This is a genomic window from Natrinema salsiterrestre (assembly GCF_029502005.1).
Classification (GTDB): domain Archaea; phylum Halobacteriota; class Halobacteria; order Halobacteriales; family Natrialbaceae; genus Natrinema; species Natrinema salsiterrestre.
The window spans coordinates 728,154-744,053 of sequence record NZ_JAMQOT010000002.1; the positions used below are offsets into that span (position 1 = coordinate 728,154).

At 66.8% G+C, this 15,900-nt stretch carries 20 protein-coding genes; 13 read left to right on the forward strand and 7 right to left on the reverse strand.

The window, feature by feature from the left end:
* The first annotated feature begins 21 nt into the window (after nucleotides 1-21).
* The 3 genes from icd (at nucleotide 22) to NDI89_RS09170 (ending at nucleotide 2,264) form a co-directional block, all read left to right on the forward strand.
* Complete coding sequence (gene icd, locus NDI89_RS09160; RefSeq protein ID WP_277521226.1) at nucleotides 22-1,284, forward strand: isocitrate dehydrogenase (NADP(+)); 1,263 nt, start codon at nucleotides 22-24, stop codon at nucleotides 1,282-1,284.
* Nucleotides 1,285-1,572: 288 nt separating this feature from the next.
* On the forward strand, nucleotides 1,573-2,010 hold the full coding sequence (locus NDI89_RS09165; protein WP_277521228.1) for a GNAT family N-acetyltransferase: 438 nt from the start codon (nucleotides 1,573-1,575) through the stop codon (nucleotides 2,008-2,010).
* 95 nt (nucleotides 2,011-2,105) lie between these two features.
* Nucleotides 2,106-2,264: a hypothetical protein gene (locus NDI89_RS09170; protein WP_277521229.1), complete on the forward strand. Its 159-nt coding sequence runs from the start codon at nucleotides 2,106-2,108 to the stop codon at nucleotides 2,262-2,264.
* 137 nt (nucleotides 2,265-2,401) lie between these two features.
* On the opposite strand, the gene NDI89_RS09175 is transcribed toward NDI89_RS09170, so the two are convergent.
* Nucleotides 2,402-2,740 carry a cupin domain-containing protein gene (locus NDI89_RS09175; protein WP_226005291.1) on the reverse strand — a complete coding sequence of 113 codons (339 nt, stop codon included), beginning with the start codon at nucleotides 2,738-2,740 and terminating at the stop codon, nucleotides 2,402-2,404.
* A gap of 130 nt (nucleotides 2,741-2,870) precedes the next feature.
* On the opposite strand from NDI89_RS09175, the gene NDI89_RS09180 reads away from it, so the two are divergent.
* The gene (locus tag NDI89_RS09180; protein WP_277521230.1) at nucleotides 2,871-3,203 is read left to right on the forward strand and encodes a DMT family transporter; all 333 of its coding nucleotides are present in this window, start codon (nucleotides 2,871-2,873) and stop codon (nucleotides 3,201-3,203) included.
* Between the two features lie 57 nt (nucleotides 3,204-3,260).
* Here NDI89_RS09180 and NDI89_RS09185 read toward each other — a convergent pair whose 3' ends face one another.
* Entirely contained in the window at nucleotides 3,261-4,238 is a 978-nt protein-coding gene (locus NDI89_RS09185; RefSeq protein ID WP_277521231.1) for a hypothetical protein, read from the reverse strand.
* A gap of 125 nt (nucleotides 4,239-4,363) precedes the next feature.
* Here NDI89_RS09185 and NDI89_RS09190 point away from each other — a divergent pair, with 125 nt between their 5' ends.
* Nucleotides 4,364-4,888 (forward strand): DUF5817 domain-containing protein, encoded by a 525-nt coding sequence (locus tag NDI89_RS09190; protein WP_277521232.1) that lies wholly within the window; start codon nucleotides 4,364-4,366, stop codon nucleotides 4,886-4,888.
* A 53-nt stretch (nucleotides 4,889-4,941) separates the two neighbouring features.
* Complete coding sequence (locus tag NDI89_RS09195) at nucleotides 4,942-5,307, forward strand: hypothetical protein (RefSeq protein ID WP_277521233.1); 366 nt, start codon at nucleotides 4,942-4,944, stop codon at nucleotides 5,305-5,307.
* A 56-nt stretch (nucleotides 5,308-5,363) separates the two neighbouring features.
* On the opposite strand, the gene hmgA is transcribed toward NDI89_RS09195, so the two are convergent.
* The gene (gene hmgA, locus NDI89_RS09200; protein WP_277521234.1) at nucleotides 5,364-6,590 is read right to left on the reverse strand and encodes a hydroxymethylglutaryl-CoA reductase (NADPH); all 1,227 of its coding nucleotides are present in this window, start codon (nucleotides 6,588-6,590) and stop codon (nucleotides 5,364-5,366) included.
* 96 nt (nucleotides 6,591-6,686) lie between these two features.
* The gene (locus tag NDI89_RS09205; protein WP_277521235.1) at nucleotides 6,687-7,073 is read right to left on the reverse strand and encodes a hypothetical protein; all 387 of its coding nucleotides are present in this window, start codon (nucleotides 7,071-7,073) and stop codon (nucleotides 6,687-6,689) included.
* Between the two features lie 174 nt (nucleotides 7,074-7,247).
* Between NDI89_RS09205 and NDI89_RS09210 the strand changes: the two genes are divergently transcribed.
* From NDI89_RS09210 to NDI89_RS09225, 4 genes are all read left to right on the forward strand, one after another.
* Nucleotides 7,248-8,837, forward strand: a complete 1,590-nt coding sequence (locus NDI89_RS09210; RefSeq protein ID WP_277521236.1) for an amidohydrolase — start codon at nucleotides 7,248-7,250, stop codon at nucleotides 8,835-8,837.
* Nucleotides 8,838-8,892: 55 nt separating this feature from the next.
* Nucleotides 8,893-9,876: an LLM class flavin-dependent oxidoreductase gene (locus NDI89_RS09215; protein WP_277521237.1), complete on the forward strand. Its 984-nt coding sequence runs from the start codon at nucleotides 8,893-8,895 to the stop codon at nucleotides 9,874-9,876.
* Between the two features lie 113 nt (nucleotides 9,877-9,989).
* Nucleotides 9,990-10,445, forward strand: coding sequence for a DUF2267 domain-containing protein (locus NDI89_RS09220; protein WP_277521238.1), 456 nt, complete (start codon nucleotides 9,990-9,992; stop codon nucleotides 10,443-10,445).
* A gap of 193 nt (nucleotides 10,446-10,638) precedes the next feature.
* On the forward strand, nucleotides 10,639-11,427 hold the full coding sequence (locus NDI89_RS09225) for an enoyl-CoA hydratase/isomerase family protein (protein ID WP_277521239.1): 789 nt from the start codon (nucleotides 10,639-10,641) through the stop codon (nucleotides 11,425-11,427).
* A 23-nt stretch (nucleotides 11,428-11,450) separates the two neighbouring features.
* Here NDI89_RS09225 and NDI89_RS09230 read toward each other — a convergent pair whose 3' ends face one another.
* The gene (locus NDI89_RS09230; protein WP_277521240.1) at nucleotides 11,451-12,350 is read right to left on the reverse strand and encodes a glycosyltransferase family 2 protein; all 900 of its coding nucleotides are present in this window, start codon (nucleotides 12,348-12,350) and stop codon (nucleotides 11,451-11,453) included.
* A 53-nt stretch (nucleotides 12,351-12,403) separates the two neighbouring features.
* Complete coding sequence (locus NDI89_RS09235; protein WP_277521241.1) at nucleotides 12,404-13,111, reverse strand: class I SAM-dependent methyltransferase; 708 nt, start codon at nucleotides 13,109-13,111, stop codon at nucleotides 12,404-12,406.
* Between the two features lie 223 nt (nucleotides 13,112-13,334).
* Here NDI89_RS09235 and NDI89_RS09240 point away from each other — a divergent pair, with 223 nt between their 5' ends.
* From NDI89_RS09240 to NDI89_RS09250, 3 genes are all read left to right on the forward strand, one after another.
* The gene (locus NDI89_RS09240; protein ID WP_226005279.1) at nucleotides 13,335-13,616 is read left to right on the forward strand and encodes a MarR family transcriptional regulator; all 282 of its coding nucleotides are present in this window, start codon (nucleotides 13,335-13,337) and stop codon (nucleotides 13,614-13,616) included.
* Between the two features lie 118 nt (nucleotides 13,617-13,734).
* Entirely contained in the window at nucleotides 13,735-14,526 is a 792-nt protein-coding gene (locus NDI89_RS09245; protein WP_277521242.1) for an MBL fold metallo-hydrolase, read from the forward strand.
* 30 nt (nucleotides 14,527-14,556) lie between these two features.
* Nucleotides 14,557-15,228 carry a YkgJ family cysteine cluster protein gene (locus tag NDI89_RS09250; RefSeq protein WP_277521243.1) on the forward strand — a complete coding sequence of 224 codons (672 nt, stop codon included), beginning with the start codon at nucleotides 14,557-14,559 and terminating at the stop codon, nucleotides 15,226-15,228.
* Between the two features lie 170 nt (nucleotides 15,229-15,398).
* Here the strand turns inward: NDI89_RS09250 and NDI89_RS09255 are convergent, their stop codons facing one another.
* Entirely contained in the window at nucleotides 15,399-15,809 is a 411-nt protein-coding gene (locus tag NDI89_RS09255; protein WP_277521244.1) for a TRAM domain-containing protein, read from the reverse strand.
* Nucleotides 15,810-15,900: the final 91 nt, after the last annotated feature.

A 15,900-nucleotide genomic window follows, 5' to 3' on the forward strand; every position in this document is an offset into this window, starting at 1 on the left:
TCGAAGAACCGTACAGACGAGATGAGCTACGACAAGATCGAGGTCCCCGACGAGGGGGAGCAGATCACGCTGAAAGCGGGTACCGAGGACGAACTCGAGGTGCCTGACAACCCGATTATCCCGATTATCTACGGAGACGGTGTCGGGAGCGATGTCGGTCCCGCCGCACAGAAGGTCCTGGAGGCCGCCGCGGAGGCGACCGGCCGCGACATCAACTGGATGCGACTCTACGCCGGCGAGTCCGCTCGCGAGAAGTACGACGAGAACCTGCCACAGGAGACCGTCGAAGCGATCAAGGAACACCGCGTCGCGATCAAGGGCCCGCTGACGACCCCCGTCGGTGCCGGGTTCCGCTCGCTGAACGTCGCGCTGCGGAAGAAGCTCGACCTCTACGCGAACGTCCGACCGACCTACTACCTCGACGGCGTGCCGTCGCCCGTCTCCGAGCCGGAGCAGATGGACATGGTCACCTTCCGTGAGAACACGGAAGACGTCTACGCCGGCATCGAGTGGGAGGAAGGCACCGACGAAGTCGAGGAGGTCAAGGAGTTCGTCGAGGAGGACATGGGCTTCGACAACACCATTCACGACGGCCCCGTCGGCATCGGCATCAAGCCGATCACCGAGTTCGGCTCCAAGCGGCTGATCCGCCGCGCCATCGACTACGCCCTCGAGCACGACCGCGACTCCGTCACGCTGGTCCACAAGGGCAACATCATGAAGTTCACCGAGGGGCAGTTCCGCGACTGGGGCTACGAGGTCGCCGAAGAGGAGTACGGTGACGAGGTCATCACCGAGGACACGCTCTGGGAGGAGCGCGACGGCGAAGCGCCGGAAGACGCCGTCGTCGTCAACGACCGCATCGCCGACAACATGCTCCAGCAGCTCCTGACCCGAACGGACAACTACGACGTCATCGCGACGATGAACCTCAACGGGGACTACATGTCCGACGCCGCCGGCGCACAGATCGGCGGCCTCGGCATCGCGCCCGGATCGAACTTCGGCGACGGCCTCCTGCTGGCCGAACCCGTCCACGGCTCCGCCCCCAAGTACGAGGGTCAGGACAAGGTCAACCCGACCGCCATGATCCTCTCGGGCCGCATGATGCTCGATTACATCGGCTGGGACGACGCCGCCGAGCTCGTCCGCGACGCCGTCGAGGAGACCATCTCCTCCGGCAAGGTCACCTACGACCTCGAGCGCAACCTCGAGGACGCCGAGAAGCTCGCCACCAGCGAGTACGCCGAGGAAGTCGTCAAGAATATCGAGAAGCTCGCCTAAGAGTTTCTCGCCCGCTCGCGGCGTCGCCGCGAGAATATCGAGAAACCGGCGGAAGCCAGCTTCGCTGGCGATCGGAACGCTGTGCGTTCCGACGATCTGAAGCGTTCTTTCTTTTCTGTGGGGCGTCGATGCAGTGACTCCCAGCCGGTAGATCCCGGCGTCGTTCCGCACCGAGCACAGCGCTCCGATCCCGAACCATCGATCTCGAACCGTCGAACTGTCGCCGAGGGATTCATCCGTTCAACCAAAGGGTAACGTTCTCACCACCGGACTCCGTACGCGCTCGCAATGACCGACATCGATGTGTTCGTCGCCGACACCGAGCACCGACGCGACGATGCCTTCGCAGTCCGACGGACCGTGTTCGTCGACGAGCAGGGCGTCGACGAGGACCTCGAGTACGACGACCACGACGAGACGGCCACGCACTTCGTCGCGTACGACGGCGACGAGCCGATCGGCGCGGCTCGCCTCCGCGAGTACGAGGCCGGCGTCGGCAAAGTCGAACGGGTCGCCGTCCTCGAGTCCCGGCGCGAGGAGGGAGTCGGTCGAGAGCTGATGACTGCCCTCGAGGACCGCGCCGACGAGCGGGGGTTTGCGACGCTGAAACTCCACTCGCAGATCCGGGCCGTCGACTTCTATCGGCGGCTGGGGTACGAACGGCGGGGGGAGGAGTTCGAGGAGGCCGGGATTCCGCACGTCGAAATGCGGAAGCGACTGGAGTAACGGGCGGCAATCCGTCGATCGTTCTTGCACCGGATTTTTGCCGTCATTCGGTCGTCTGACTGAGTTTCAAGTCCTCACGTGTGGGCGTCGGTGCTATGGAGCACGGAATACCCCTCCCGGTGAACGTCGCGGCATCCACGAGAGAGACGGTCCGGAGAGTGTCACGAATACTCGTTCCGATCGCGATCGTGGCCGTCACCACCGGCATCGGCTTGCTCGTCTTCTTCGAACTGGTGAGCGCGTTTCCGCTGTAGCTGCTTGCGGGTAACCGTCCGAGCGACGGAGCGTTCGAGTAGCCGCCGACAGTCGAACGCCCCGAGCGACCCCGGAGACGAGCCGCTGCTCGTGATTCGAGCGCCCGGAAGAAACCGCGGCCCGACGAGTGTCGTCCTCACTCCTGCCAGCTCGGGTTCTCCCGCGGCGGGCTGAAGATGTCGACCCCGCGAACCGTCTCGTCGCCGCGGTTTTCCGCGGCGTGTGGTTGCTCACCGGGAATAGCGTAGGAGTCGCCGGGGCCGCAGACGATCTCCTCCCCGTCGGTGAGGAAGACCAGTTCCCCCTCGACGATGAACCCCGTCTGTTCGTGGGGATGGCTGTGTTCGTCCACCACCGCGCCGGGTTCGATCTCGAAGTGCTGGACGTTCATCGAGTCGGTGCCCGCCATCAGCGCCAGGTGGACGCCATCGGCGGCCTCCGACGGCTCGAGGTCCTCGAGCGAGACGCGTTCCATGTGCGGGCACCACGGGGGCGGATTACATAATTCCGCGGATACCGCCGAGGGGGTCCACCAGTCAGTCCCGTTACTTCGATCGCGTTCGTGATTCGAAACTAACATATGTTTTCTAACAGTAACGCACCCTATGAACCCGTACGTGATACTCGGCGGTGCGATCCTGTCGGAACTGCTCGGAACGACGGCGCTCAAACTCTCCGACGGGTTCTCGCGGCCGCTCCCGACGCTCGGTGTCGTTGTCGGCTACGGGCTGGCCTTCTATCTCCTCTCGCTGACGCTCGAGGAGTTGCCCGTCGGCGTCGTCTACGCGACGTGGGCCGCGCTCGGTATCGTCGGCGTCGCGTCGATCGGCGTGCTCGCCTTCGACGAGCAGTTCGACGGCGCGGCCGTCGCCGGCGTCGGACTCATCCTCGCGGGCGTCTACTGTCTCAACATCGTCTCCGACGTCTCGGCTCACTGAGCGTGTCGACGGTTCGGGCGCGTTCGTTCGAGTGTCAGTGGGATCGGTGACCGTCGCTCACAGGCTCAGCCAGAGCGTCAGGATCGCACCGGAGGCGGCGAACGCACAGCCGATCCCCGCGCTCCCCCGGACGAGCCGGCGAACCGACCCGGAGACCGTCTCGGCGTCGCCGCCGGTCGCCGCGAACGCCGGCGCATCGCCCGCCTCGGTGATGACCCTGTTCCGATCGTATCCGTGTGCGACCGATCGACACGACCCGACGACGTGGACCGCGTCACCGGGCTGAATGTGGTCCTCGCGGTAGCGTCGGTCGTTCGTCGACGGGCCGATCTCGAGGTCGTCGAACGAATCGCTGACGTGGTCCGGCGGCGACTCCTCGCCGTCCACCGCGACCGACACGTCCCGATCGACGGTGGGAGACGGACCGGCCGGACGGACGTCGGCGGTCGCCGGATCGACGAGTACCGGGCCGGTACCGTCGTCGACCGTGAATCGCGTCGCGTCGCTGTCGATCGCGATCGGGACCTGTGTCCGCGAGCTGCCGTGGCTGTTCGGTAGCCAGCGTCGATCTTTAACGGTCACCGCGTAGGCGAGACACGGCCCGTCGGAAATCGGACCGGTCAGCGGGGCGTCGACGGGACGGGCTTCGCCGGAGATCTGTACCGGCCCCTCGCGAACGAACCCGGTCTCCGAGACGGGGAGATCCGTCGCCCGGTACCAGTCGGCGTTCGCGACGGCGACCGAGAGCGAGAAGACGCCGAGGACGAACACGGCCGATCCGGCGAGGAACCAGTCGGTATCGGGAATCGATCCGAACTCGCGGAGAAGCCCGAACCAGGCCCCGACGACGAGCACTGCTCCGAGAAAGACCGGCCACTCGAGTCGCAGCCGGCGAGCCAGGAGCCGACACTCGGTACCGAGCCTGATATACCGAAACAGGAAGGCGGTCGGAACGCCGACGACCAGGAGCAGAAACGCGCCGGCGATACCGTACAGTGCGAGTACCCCTATCGACGGAACGTCAGGGACGACCATCGCTACGCGGGTATCAGTCGAACAACTAAAATCTTCTGACGGTCGAGACGGTTGAGCCGACGAGGACCGATCACTTCCGCTCCGCTTGCCGAAGGTTGAATTACCGCGAGCAGCCACTGTGAGACATGTACGCCGTCGTCGGCTGCAGCGAGTGTTCGAACCTCTGGATCATCGAGGGGCGATCGGAGACGACCCAGTGTCCCCGCTGTGGCTCGCGTCGAGCCTACGAGAGGCGCAAGAAGTTCGTCGAGACCGACGACGCCGCCCACGCTCGCGACGTCCGCGCGTCGATGCTCGCGAACCGCCAGGGCGAGGGCGAGGCCTTCGCCGAACTCGACTCCTTCGCCGAACTCGAGGACGACGTCGCCGGCGGCGTCGTCGACGACAACGAGTACCTCGAGGAGTCCGGACTGGACGTCGACGAAGTGGCGGCCGCCGGCGATCGCGATCCGCGGGGCTCGAGCCACGACGGGAGCAAGAAGGAGATCGTGAAAGGTGCGCTCGAGGCCCTCGACAGGCCGACCGAGGACGAGGTCGTCGACTACGCCGGCGAACGCGGCGTCTCGGCGGAGTACGCCAGAGACGCGCTCGAGAAACTCACGCGACGCGGCGTCGTGAGCGAGAGCCGCGGGCGATACCGGCTGTTGTAGGGTCGTCACGACGGGACCGCCACGGCTATCCCGTCCCGGCGACTCCCGTCGGTATGGCAGACACGGTCGATCTCCAGGACCCCGTCGTCGGCGCGGGACTCCTGCTCGCGGTCGGACTGGTCGTCTACGGCGCGGTCGTCAGCGACACGATCGCCGGGCTCGAGGCGACGGTCGCGGCGACGTGGGTCTTCGCGGTCACGTTCGCCGTTCTCGCGGGGATCCACGCGAACGTCGGGCAGTACGATCTCGCGCTCGGCCACGGCGGTGCCGCCGTCGGCTGGCTGTTCGTCCTGCTTGGAACGTCGGGACTGCAGAGCGTCCTCGGACTGGTCCTGCTCGTCCTGTCCGGGAGCTACATCGCGATCAGAACGGTTCGACGCCGCGGTGATGCCTCCGAAGATCCTCCAGAAGCGGCGTGATCGATACGGTCAGAGAGAGAAGACACCTGTTCTTCGCCTGCGACACCGATCCGCAGCTATCGCCCGAGGTCCTCGTGCGCGCTCGCGAGGTGTCGCGAGGCGAGCGCGGCTAACAGCGAGAGTTCGCCCGCCAGCGCGCCGACGGCGATGATTTCGGCGAGCGCGTCGGCGTTCGATCCGGGCGGGTCACCGCCCCCTCGAAGGCCCAGAACCTCGAGCGCTTCGGCCTGCGTCGGGAGTTTCGTGCCGCCGCCGACGGTGCCGACCTCGAGGGAAGCCAGCGAGACGCTGGCGTAGAGATCCGTGGTGCCGTCGTCGCGTTCGCGGGCGTCCATGGTGGTGATCGTGTTCGCGGCCTCGACGACCTGAGCCTCGTCCTGGCCGGTCGCGAGGAACGCCGCGCCGACGACGTTGGCGGCGTGGGCGTTGAATCCCAGACTGCCCGCCTTGGCGCTCCCGATCAGGTTTTTGCGAGTGTTGGCCTCGGCGATGGCGTCGGCGGTCGTGTGGAGCCGATCTTCGACGAGTTCGCCGGGGACCAGCACGTCAGCGGTGACCGAGCGTCCCCGTCCCTCGACGGCGTTGATCGCGGCCGGTTTCTTGTCCGAGCAGAGGTTACCCGAGAGGGCCACGAGCGAGGCGGGCGTCTCGCGCTCGACGAGTTCGCAGGCCTCGCCGGTCGCGATCGTGGCCATGTTCATCCCCATCGCGTCCTTGGTGTCGTAGGCGAAGCGCAGGAAGACGGAGTCGCCGACCACGTAGGGTTCGATATCGAGCAACTCCCCGTGGCTCGTCGTCGACTCGGCGGCCTCACGGAGCGCCTCGAAATTGTCCTCGACCCACTCGACCGTCTCGGCGGCCTCGGCGACGCCCGCCACCCGAAAGACCGGGGCTCGCGTCATTCCGTTTTTCGTGACGCGGGCGTCGGCTCCCCCCGCAGTGCGGATCACGCCGAGGCCGCGGTTGACCGACGCCAGCAGCGCGCCCTCCGTCGTCGCGAGCGGGAGGTAGTGCTCGTCGTCGGTCGCGCCGCCGTTCACCGGGACGGGACCCACGACGCCCATCGGCACCTGCGCCGCGCCGATCATGTTCTCGATGTTCGGGTCCGCTTGCTCGGCCGGGAACGCGTAGTCCCCGATCGCCTCGAGTTCGGTCCCCGTCTCGCGTTCGACGAGCAGCCGGCGCGCGTGCGCTGCAGTGTCGTAATCGGCGTGCTCCTCGAGTTCGTGAATGCGAAGGTCGCCGTCGCGCACCCGCTCGGCGAGGTCCTCGGCGTCTGTCATGGATGGGGCAAGAGGGCGGTGGGTCCTAACAGTTGCTGATCGTCGCGGCTCGAGCGGGCGACGTCTCCTCCGACCCGTCGAACAGACCCGTAGCCGTCACGATACCCTCGTCACCGAGTCGTCGGTCTCGGTCCCGTACTCCGCGAGGATTTCGTAACAGACCAGTGCGACGACGGAACCGGTGCCGATCGCGGCGATCAGGAGGTAGCCGACTCCCTCTGCCTCGGCGGTGAACGCGAGCGCGAACGCCGCCGTCGTGATCGCGGCGACGCGCAGCCTGCTTCGGAATCGATCCCCGTCGCCGGTGGCCGCGAGATACAGGTTCGGGAGCGCGACGGCGATCCCGGCGATCAGGAGAAACGAGAGGAGCGGTCGGTCGCGAACCGCGACCCCGAACTGTCGATCGACGACGATGGAGCCGGCGAGCGCGAGGACGAGCAGGAGAAGCGATCCAAAGAGAACGCGGCCTTCGCGATCGATCATACCGCTCGGTCAACGGGCGGTCAAGTGAACCTTGCGCCCCGGGCCGGGTTGTAGGGACGTGTTACGGCTCGAGTTCGAGGTTTGGGGTCTCCTACAGTCTCGAGCCGGCGAGAACGAACGCACGCGGAGCGAGCGGACCAAACCGTTTTGCCCCTCGCCCGTGCGCGTTCTCCCATGACGGCGGCCGCCGACCTCCTGCTCGTCGACGCGGAGGTCCAGACGCTCACCGAGTCGGGCACCGAGTACGAGGCAGTCGCGATCCGCGACGGCGAGATCGTCCGGCTCGGAGACGCGGACGACTGCGAGTTCCTCGCGGGCGTCGAGACCGAGGTGATCGACTGCGAGGGTCGCGTCGTTTTGCCCGGATTCATCGACGCGCACACGCACATGGAGCAACTGGGACAGCACCTGGTTCACGCGGACCTCTCGAGCGCCGACAGCGCGGCGGAGTGCGTGCAGTCGCTCCGCGACCACGCCGCCGACGAGCCGGATCGCGAGTGGATCCTCGGGTTCGGCTACGACGACAGCGCGTGGCCCGAGGGGCAGTCGGCCCCGCTGACGCGCGCGCAACTCGACCGGGTCAGCGGGGATCGACCGGTCGTCGCGATGCGGGTCGATCTGCACACCGCCTCGTTGAATTCGGTCGCGCTCGAGACCCTCGGCGACGCCCTGCCCGAGGGCGACCTCCGGCAGAAGGACGGCGAGCCGACGGGCGTCGCAGTCGAGGACGCCGCCGAAGCGGTCAGGAAGCGACTCACGGCCGACCGGGAGGAGATGCGAGACGTGCTCGAAGCGGCGACGGCGTACGCTGTCGAGCGCGGCGTTACGGGCGTCCACGACAAGGTTCGGGGCTCGGTCGCCCCGCGCGTCTACCGCGAGCTGGCCGCCGACGGCGACCTCCCGCTGCGCGTGCGGATCGACTACTGGAGCGACCACCTCGAGGCGCTCGTCGAGGTCGGGCTGGGGACGAACGACGGCGACGAGCGCGTGCAAACCGGCGCGATCAAGTCCTTCTCGGACGGGAGTTTCGGGAGTCGGACGGCGAAGCTCCGGGAGCCGTACGCGGATTCCGGCGATAGCGACACCGACTCCGAGGGTTCCGACGAGGTGACCGACGAGCGCGGCCAGTGGGTCGTCGAACCCGCCGAACTCGACGACCTCGTCGAGCGGGCCGACGGCGAGGGATACCAGCTCTGCGTTCACGCGATCGGCGACGACGCGATCGAGGAGACGCTGTCGGCGCTGGAAGCGACCGCCGATCCCGGCGGCTCGCGCCACCGAATCGAACACGCGGAGCTGGCGACCGACGACCACCTCGAGCGAATGGCCGATGCGGGGGTCGTCGCGTCGATGCAGCCGAACTTCCATCGCTGGGCCGACGACGGCGGGCTGTACGACCGGCGATTGGGCCAGCAGCGGCGCACGCGAACGAACCGATTCCGCCGGGTGCTCGAGGCCGGCGTCCCCCTCGCCTTCGGCTCGGACTGCATGCCGCTGGATCCGTTGTTGGGAATTCATCACGCCGTAAACGCGCCGACGGAGGCGCAGCGACTGTCCGTGACGGAAGCGCTACGCGCCTACACGGGAGGCGCTGCCTACGCCGGCTTCGATGACGGGCGACTCGGCGCGCTCGAGGTCGGCAAGCGCGGCGACCTCGTGGTTCTCGAGGCGTCGCCGTGGGATCGGTCGGACCGGATCGACGACATCGACGTCGCGGCGACGATCGTCGGCGGCGAGGTCGTCTTCGACGGCCGCTCGAGGTGACCGCCGTCGTCGCCTGGGGAATCGATTTTTGCCGCTGGAGAGCGACAACGGGAGCATGGACGTGGGACTCATGGTCACGTCGTTCGGCGACGTGAACCTCGCAGACATCGCCGTTCGAGCCGAAAATCAGGGATACGACGCAGTCTGGGTCGGCGAGCTCTGGGGCGAGAGCGGGGTCGTGCAGGCGACCGAGATGGCCTGCCGGACCGACGAGATCGGGATCGGCACCGCGATCCTCAACGTCTACTCCCGGTCGCCGGCCGTCCTCGCGATGACGGCGACGTCGCTCGAGCGCGCCTCCGAGGGCCGGTTCACGCTCGGCCTCGGGACGAGTACGGCGACGGCGGTCGAGGGCCTCCACGGGATGTCGTTCGATCGGCCGGTGAGACGCGCCCACGAGACGATCGAACTGATCCGCGAGTTCACCGCGGGGACCGGCGGGCCGGTCGACTACGAGGGGGAACTGCTCGAGGCGGCGAACTTCCCGTCGGTCTCGACCGACGTCCCGATCTATCACGCCGGCCTCGGACCGGCCAACCGCCGCGTCGTCGGCCGGTTGTGCGACGGGTGGATCCCGCACAACATCCCGTTCTCGCGGCTCGAGGGTGCCTTCGAAGAAGTCGCGACGGCCGCGCGGGAACGCGATCGAGATCCGGACGAGATCACGATCGCACCGTACGTGCCGTCGGCGGTCAGCGACGACCCGACCGAGGCCCGCGAGACCCTGCGTCGACACGTCGCCTACTACGTCGGGAGCGGCGACGGGTACCGCCGCGCCGTCGCGACGGAATTCCCGGACGAAGCCGATCGGATCGCCGAGGCGTGGCGCAACGGCGAGAAAAGCGACGCCGCGGGCGCAGTGACCGACGAGATGATCGCCGATCTCGGCGTCGCCGGGACACCCGAGGAGGCCCGCGATCAGCTTCGGACGCTCGCGGCCGAGACGGGAATCGACCACCCGATCGTCGTCGTTCCGGAACCGGCCTCGAACGAGGTCACGGAGACGACGATCGACGCGCTCGCGCCGGAGCGGTTGTAGCGGCTGTCGCGGTGGAATCAGTGCAATCCGGTCTGAGACTGCCACCGACCCTTGCGAATCCGCGGACAGCGCTTTTCCAGCGAACCGGCGAACGGCCGGACGACGGACGACCCATGAGTACGAGCTACACCGATTTCGTCGGCGAGGTACAGCACCGAATCGAGGCCGGTCGGCAGGCCGAAGCCGTCCGAACGACGCGTGCGGTCCTCGAGACGCTCGGCGAGCGCGTCGGGGAAGGCGGTGCGACGGACATCGCCGGCCCGCTCCCGATGGAGATCGACCGATACCTGCTGGCCGCCGACCACGGGCAGACCTACGACTACGACGCGTTCGTCGATCGGGTCCTCGAGCGGCTGAACTACGACGATCTGGACCTCGACGCGTCGTACGGCCGGCCGTCGACCATCGACCGCTCCGAGGCGGTCTACCGGATCAAGGCCGTCGTCGAACTCGTCAGCGAGCGGGTCCCCGGCGGGGAACTGGCCCACGCCGAAGAGCAGTTGCCCGACGAGTTCGAGGAGCTGTTCGAGTTCGTCGACGTCGAGACCAAACCCTGGGAAGAGGCCTGAGTACCGCCCCGTGCGGAAAGACGAGCCGATCGCAGTAGTCTCCGTTTCACGCCGGATCGGCGCCCACCGTGCCGTCGTTCGCGATGTTCGCCCGAGCCACCAGCGAGCGCGACTCGAGACTGCGCGAAATCGTCCGGCGAGGGGCCGCCGATCCGCGCGAGGTACTAAGAACTGCGGGCCCGATCGTACGGGCATGGAATCCGTTGGCAGTGGACTCGCCGCGATCGACTGGAACGACCGCCGGGCCGACGTCTACCTCTCGCGGCCCGACAAGCGAAACGCGATGACCGTCCCGCTGATGCGGGACCTCGTCGACGCTTTCGACCGCGTCGACGCGGCCGAGGACGTCCGGGCAGCCACGTTGCTCGGCGAGGGGTCCGTCTTCTGCGCGGGGATGGACCTCGAGATGATGCGCGATCGCGTCGAACCGGATTCGGAGATCGATCGCGACGTCTTCCCCGACGTGCTCGCCGCGATCGAGGAGACCCGCCAGCCGGTCGTCGCCGGGATCAAGCGCGCGGCCCCGGCGGGCGCGTTCGAACTCACGCTCCCCTGTGACTTCCGAATCATCGGCCGGGATGCGAAATACGGGCTGCTCGAGGTCGCGCTCGGCACGTTCCCCCACGGCGGCGGGACCCAGCGACTCCCCCGTCTCGTCGGGCTCTCGAATGCGAAAGAGATAGTGCTCACCGGGGAGTTCGTCGCCCCCGAAGACGCGGCCGACATGGGTCTAGTCCACGAGGTCGTCGACACCGAGGCGGTCGACGACCGGGCGAAAGCGTTCGCCGACGACCTCTGTGAGAACGCGCCGCTCGGACTCCGAAACGGGAAACGGGCGCTCAACGCCGCGTTCGAGCTGCCCCTCGAGCGCGGCCTCGAGTACGAACGCCAGTTGGGCCGCGAACTCGACGAGACGCACGATTACCGTGAGGGATTCGAGGCGCAGCTCGAGGGGCGAAAGCCGGAGTTCAGAGGCGAATAAGCGGAAAACGCGGGAGCGATCGATTACCGACGGTCGTAGACCCGCACCGCCCGATCGTGCCGCTTCGAGAGACCGTTGGGGTTGCGCCGGGTCGATCGGTCGGCGTATCGAGCGCGGACGCCGTCCCACAGTCCGCGGGCGATGTTCCTCCCCACGTCGGTCCCGTCCGACGCCCAGCCCGTCGGCGTCGCGTCGCCGGACGCCAGCCGGCGAACGCCGCTGAGGCCGTCCCGGAACGCGCTTCCGGCGGTCCGAGCGAGGACGGTCGGCCGCACGCCGTAATTCTTCGCGAGCCGGTAGGACAGCGACCGGTAGGTCACTCCCCAGTCGGGGTCGGCTCGGCCGCCATCGGTCCCGACCTCACAGCGGACGGCCATCGTCGGGTTCCAGGCGACCTCACGCTCGAGTCCCGCGATGCGGTGTGCGCAGTCGCGTTCGCTCGCCTCCTCGAGGTACTCGTCGAACCCGTCGAGTGACTCGAGGACGGATCGATCGAACGCGACGTTGTCTCCGTGGAAGTGGGTCACCGGTCGGCCTGCGACTCGCTGCGATGACCGCCGGTCAGTCCCGAACGGACCGCCGGTCACCGGGCCGGTGACGACGGCCGTCCCGTCGGTCATGGATTCGTCGATACCCCGATACCAGCCCTCGTCGACGGCGTACTCGCCGTCGAGGAAGGCGACGACGTCTCCCGTCGCGAGTTCGAAGCCGGCGTTCCGGGAGACGCTCGGGTTCCGTTCCGAGATTTCGACGAGGACGTCCACGTCGTCGCGCTCCCGAACGACGCCGGTCGTCCCGTCCGAGGAGGGGCCGTTGACGACGATGACCTCCGTCGACGAGGGGGTCCGTTCGGCGATCGCGTCGAGACACGACAGCAACTGCTCTCGGTCGTTGAGCGTCGACACCACTACCGAGAGATCCATACCGGCCGATAGGAACTCCGAATAGTAAATAGATTGGTTTCAGATCGGTTCGATCAGCGAACGCGGGTGTTCCAGTACGATACCGACGCCAAGTGATCGGAAAGGGAGAACTCACCGATCCCCTCGTCGAGCGCTCGGAGCGGCGACGCGAGCGCGTTGGGGATCGACCGGTATAGCCCGTATGGCAGGAGAAAGTCGTCTTCGACGTCGACCAGCGTGAGATCCGTCTTCGCGAGGAGGACTGCGACTTCGCTCTTCGAGTAGAGCCGCGATCCCATCGGGAGCGCCCAGTTATAGACGCTCCGGGTCGAAAACCGGTTGAACGTATCGAAGACGATCTGATCGCGGGAGACCCGTCGCATCTCCTGGAGGAACGCCTCGGGATCGTCCGCGAGATGGAAGAACCGCATCGCCACGACGGTATCGAAGTGATCGTCCGGAAACGGCAATCGACCCGCGTCACCGCGGAGGAAATCGAGCGTTCCCGCGAGGTCGGCATCCCGCGCTTTCCGTCGCCCTTGCTGTAACATCGCTGCCGAGATATCCAGTCCCACCACGTCCGCACCCTGATCGGCCAACATGACGGTAAATCGCCCGGTACCACAGGCGATCTCGAGGATCTTACGGTCCTCGATCGGCATGATAGCGTCGAGGACGGCTGCCTTCTCCCGGCGGTCGATCAGCTGTCCGCCCCGGGAGAACCGCTTATCGTCGTACTCCTCGGCGATGTCGTCGGCCTGGTACCACTCCTGTCCTTTCACACTGAGCGAAGCTACTGTCGTGATGGGATAAAACGATACTGAAGTCGGATGACGAATACCGAAGCGGCGAGATGGACGTTCGAACAGTTTACGCGACGGCCGCCGCCGAAAGCGGCCAGCAAATTAAGTGTGTTAATACATCATTCATACGCCTTATACAAACTACATTGTTCGTATCCACATATAGGGAAGCTTTACCACTGGCGGTTCCGCCCACGTAGGTATGAGCACGAGCACAGCCGAGGACCGCACCGCCGCCGCCGAGGAAACGCTTTCCGAGGACGAATACCGCGATCGCCTCCGCGATCTCCCGCCGAGTGCGAAACTCGTCGCGAAGGTGCTCGAAACCGATTCGCCGCTCTCGCAGGGACAACTCGCCGAGGAATCGCTGCTTCCCGATCGCACCGTTCGCTACGCGCTCAACCGACTCGAGGACGTCGGGCTCGTCGGCTCCCGGTACAGCTTCCGAGACGCTCGCAAGCAGGTCTACTTCCTCAAGCACTAACCGGGGAGACGCCGGTTGCCCGGTTCCGTGGGACGTGCGGGGGGATCGGGAGTGACGCGGGCACTGGGGAGTCGCCGGCCGCCGATATACACTTTTCCGCTCGGTGTCACCTCGAGGTATGAACGTCGTTTCCCGGTCCGTGTCAGTTGCAACGCGCGCCCCCAGCGGTGAAACCAACGCCTATCTGCTCGGGACGGATCCAGCGATCCTCGTCGATCCGGCAGCGCGTACCGAGGACCTCGACCGACTGGTTCGCGAGCGAAACGTCGCACACGTCCTCGTCACCCACACCCACCCCGATCACGTCGGTGCGGTCGACGCCTACGCCGCCGAGACCGACGCGACGGTCTGGGCCCGGTACGGTCGAGTCGACCGGTTTCGCGACGCGACGGGCCGTTCCCCCGATCGAACGTTCGCCCCGGGAACGACCATCCGCCTCGGCGACGAACGCGTTCGGGTTCTCGACGCGCCCGGACACGCGCCGGACCACGTCGCGCTCGAGGCCGGTCGCGACGGACCGATCCTCTGTGGCGACTGTGCCGTCCGCGAAGGCAGCGTCGTCGTCGGTGCCCCTGAGGGAGACATGCGCGCGTACGTGACGACGCTGCGACGCCTCTGGGCGATGGACCCACCGGCGCTCTATCCGGGTCACGGCCGCGAAATCGACGACCCGCGTGCGACCCTCGAGCGACTGCTTTCTCACCGCGCCCGGCGCGAGGAACGCGTCCGCGAGGCAGTCGACGAGGGCGCCGAGACCCTCGATGAAATCCTCGACGGGGCCTACGAAAAGGACCTGTCGGGCGTGCGCGACCTCGCGCGGGCGACGGTCGCCGCCCACCTCGAGAAGCTCGCCGTCGAGGGGCGAGTGACGTGGGACGGCGAGCGAGCGACGCCGTCCGAGGGCGACTGACTTTTCCCCGTCGGCTTCCTCCCCTCCGGTGTGCAATCGCTCGAAGCGGAACTCGGAGACGCGCGCCAGCTCGCCGTCGACGACCTCGCGGACGCGATCGAGTCGATCGGCTTCGAGTGTACCCGCTGTGGCGCCTGCTGCAAGGGCGACGACGAGGACGATCACACCGCGACCGTCTTTCCTGACGAAGTGCGCGATCTAAAGGAGAGCGACAGCTACGACGGCGACTACGACTGGCGCGACGTCGCTCGGCCGATGCCGTACGGACTCTCGGCGGGTGACGACGGGCTCGAGGGCGAGACGTTCGAGTGGGCGCTCCAGACCGACGGCTGCGGTGACTGCACCTTTTACGAAGAAGACGACTCGGGAACGGGCGCCTGCGCTGCCCACGACGACCGCCCGCTGATCTGTCGCACCTACCCGTTCAGCGTCGCGCTCGCGGGCACCAGCCAGCCGATGGGCGAAGCCGTCGACGAAGCGGGCATGGTCCGCGCCCACGAGTGCGAGGGGCTCGGTCGGGACATCTCCCGCGATGACGCTGAGGAGTTAGCTCGAGCGCTGAAAGAACGCGCCGTTCGAGAACTCGAGGAGGCCATCGCGGTCCGGGACGAGTACGAACCCGCCGACCGCGGTCCCGGCGAGATCGTCGTTCACGACTCCGAGGGGGCGAAGCGGGTCGACGGGACGCCGCTCGAAGAGTGAAGGAGCGATCGCCATAGATCGAGCAATAAGACCCCTCTCAGTAGCGGTTCTGTACGGCGCGAAGCGCGCCGTTTCCCCGAGCGCGAGCGCCGCTCGCGCTCGGCCTTTTTTGGTCCAGATTTTTTGCGCGAGCGGTCGGCAGAGCCGACCCGGGCGCAAAAAAGTGGGTCTTAGAACGTCTCTTCGATGATCTCGCCGACGGCGAAGTTCGACTTGACCTCGGTGACTTCGATTTTGACGCGTTCGCCGACGTCCGCACCGGGAACGATGATGACGTAGCCGCGCTCGACGCGGGCGATGCCGTCGCCCTGCTTGCCGATGTCTTCGATCTCGACGTAGCGGGTTTCGCCGACGTCGACCGGTGGCTGCGGCTCGGACGGCGCGCTCTGCGGTTGGGTCGTCGCCGAGACGTCCTCGGCGTCGGACTCGTCCTCGCGCGAAATGAGCGCGACGCGGTAGACCTCGCCGGGATCGATATCGCCGGTCTCGATCTCCTGACGCGGTACCTCGATAACGTAACGATCCTCCTCTTCCGAAACGTCCGTACTGAACAGACACAGCAGTTTTTCAGATATTTCCACAGGCAGACCCTCACTTTCTTCTCTTCGTCTCATTCGTAATAGAACTACCGACAGGTCAGCGGCGGCGTTTTTCTTTCGACGGTTCACGGTC

Bases quoted from the DNA above. Each gene is read 5' to 3' on its own strand.
- NDI89_RS09230 (WP_277521240.1), bottom strand. From the start codon at position 12,350: ATGGATCTCTCGGTAGTGGTGTCGACGCTCAACGACCGAGAGCAGTTG.
- NDI89_RS09210 (WP_277521236.1), top strand. From the start codon at position 7,248: ATGACGGCGGCCGCCGACCTCCTGCTCGTCGACGCGGAGGTCCAGACG.
- icd (WP_277521226.1), top strand. From the start codon at position 22: ATGAGCTACGACAAGATCGAGGTCCCCGACGAGGGGGAGCAGATCACG.
- NDI89_RS09240 (WP_226005279.1), top strand. From the start codon at position 13,335: ATGAGCACGAGCACAGCCGAGGACCGCACCGCCGCCGCCGAGGAAACG.
- NDI89_RS09220 (WP_277521238.1), top strand. From the start codon at position 9,990: ATGAGTACGAGCTACACCGATTTCGTCGGCGAGGTACAGCACCGAATC.
- NDI89_RS09225 (WP_277521239.1), top strand. From the start codon at position 10,639: ATGGAATCCGTTGGCAGTGGACTCGCCGCGATCGACTGGAACGACCGC.
- NDI89_RS09185 (WP_277521231.1), bottom strand. From the start codon at position 4,238: ATGGTCGTCCCTGACGTTCCGTCGATAGGGGTACTCGCACTGTACGGT.
- NDI89_RS09180 (WP_277521230.1), top strand. From the start codon at position 2,871: ATGAACCCGTACGTGATACTCGGCGGTGCGATCCTGTCGGAACTGCTC.
- NDI89_RS09175 (WP_226005291.1), bottom strand. From the start codon at position 2,740: ATGGAACGCGTCTCGCTCGAGGACCTCGAGCCGTCGGAGGCCGCCGAT.
- NDI89_RS09190 (WP_277521232.1), top strand. From the start codon at position 4,364: ATGTACGCCGTCGTCGGCTGCAGCGAGTGTTCGAACCTCTGGATCATC.
- hmgA (WP_277521234.1), bottom strand. From the start codon at position 6,590: ATGACAGACGCCGAGGACCTCGCCGAGCGGGTGCGCGACGGCGACCTT.
- NDI89_RS09170 (WP_277521229.1), top strand. From the start codon at position 2,106: ATGGAGCACGGAATACCCCTCCCGGTGAACGTCGCGGCATCCACGAGA.
- NDI89_RS09165 (WP_277521228.1), top strand. From the start codon at position 1,573: ATGACCGACATCGATGTGTTCGTCGCCGACACCGAGCACCGACGCGAC.
- NDI89_RS09205 (WP_277521235.1), bottom strand. From the start codon at position 7,073: ATGATCGATCGCGAAGGCCGCGTTCTCTTTGGATCGCTTCTCCTGCTC.
- NDI89_RS09215 (WP_277521237.1), top strand. From the start codon at position 8,893: ATGGACGTGGGACTCATGGTCACGTCGTTCGGCGACGTGAACCTCGCA.
- NDI89_RS09245 (WP_277521242.1), top strand. From the start codon at position 13,735: ATGAACGTCGTTTCCCGGTCCGTGTCAGTTGCAACGCGCGCCCCCAGC.
- NDI89_RS09195 (WP_277521233.1), top strand. From the start codon at position 4,942: ATGGCAGACACGGTCGATCTCCAGGACCCCGTCGTCGGCGCGGGACTC.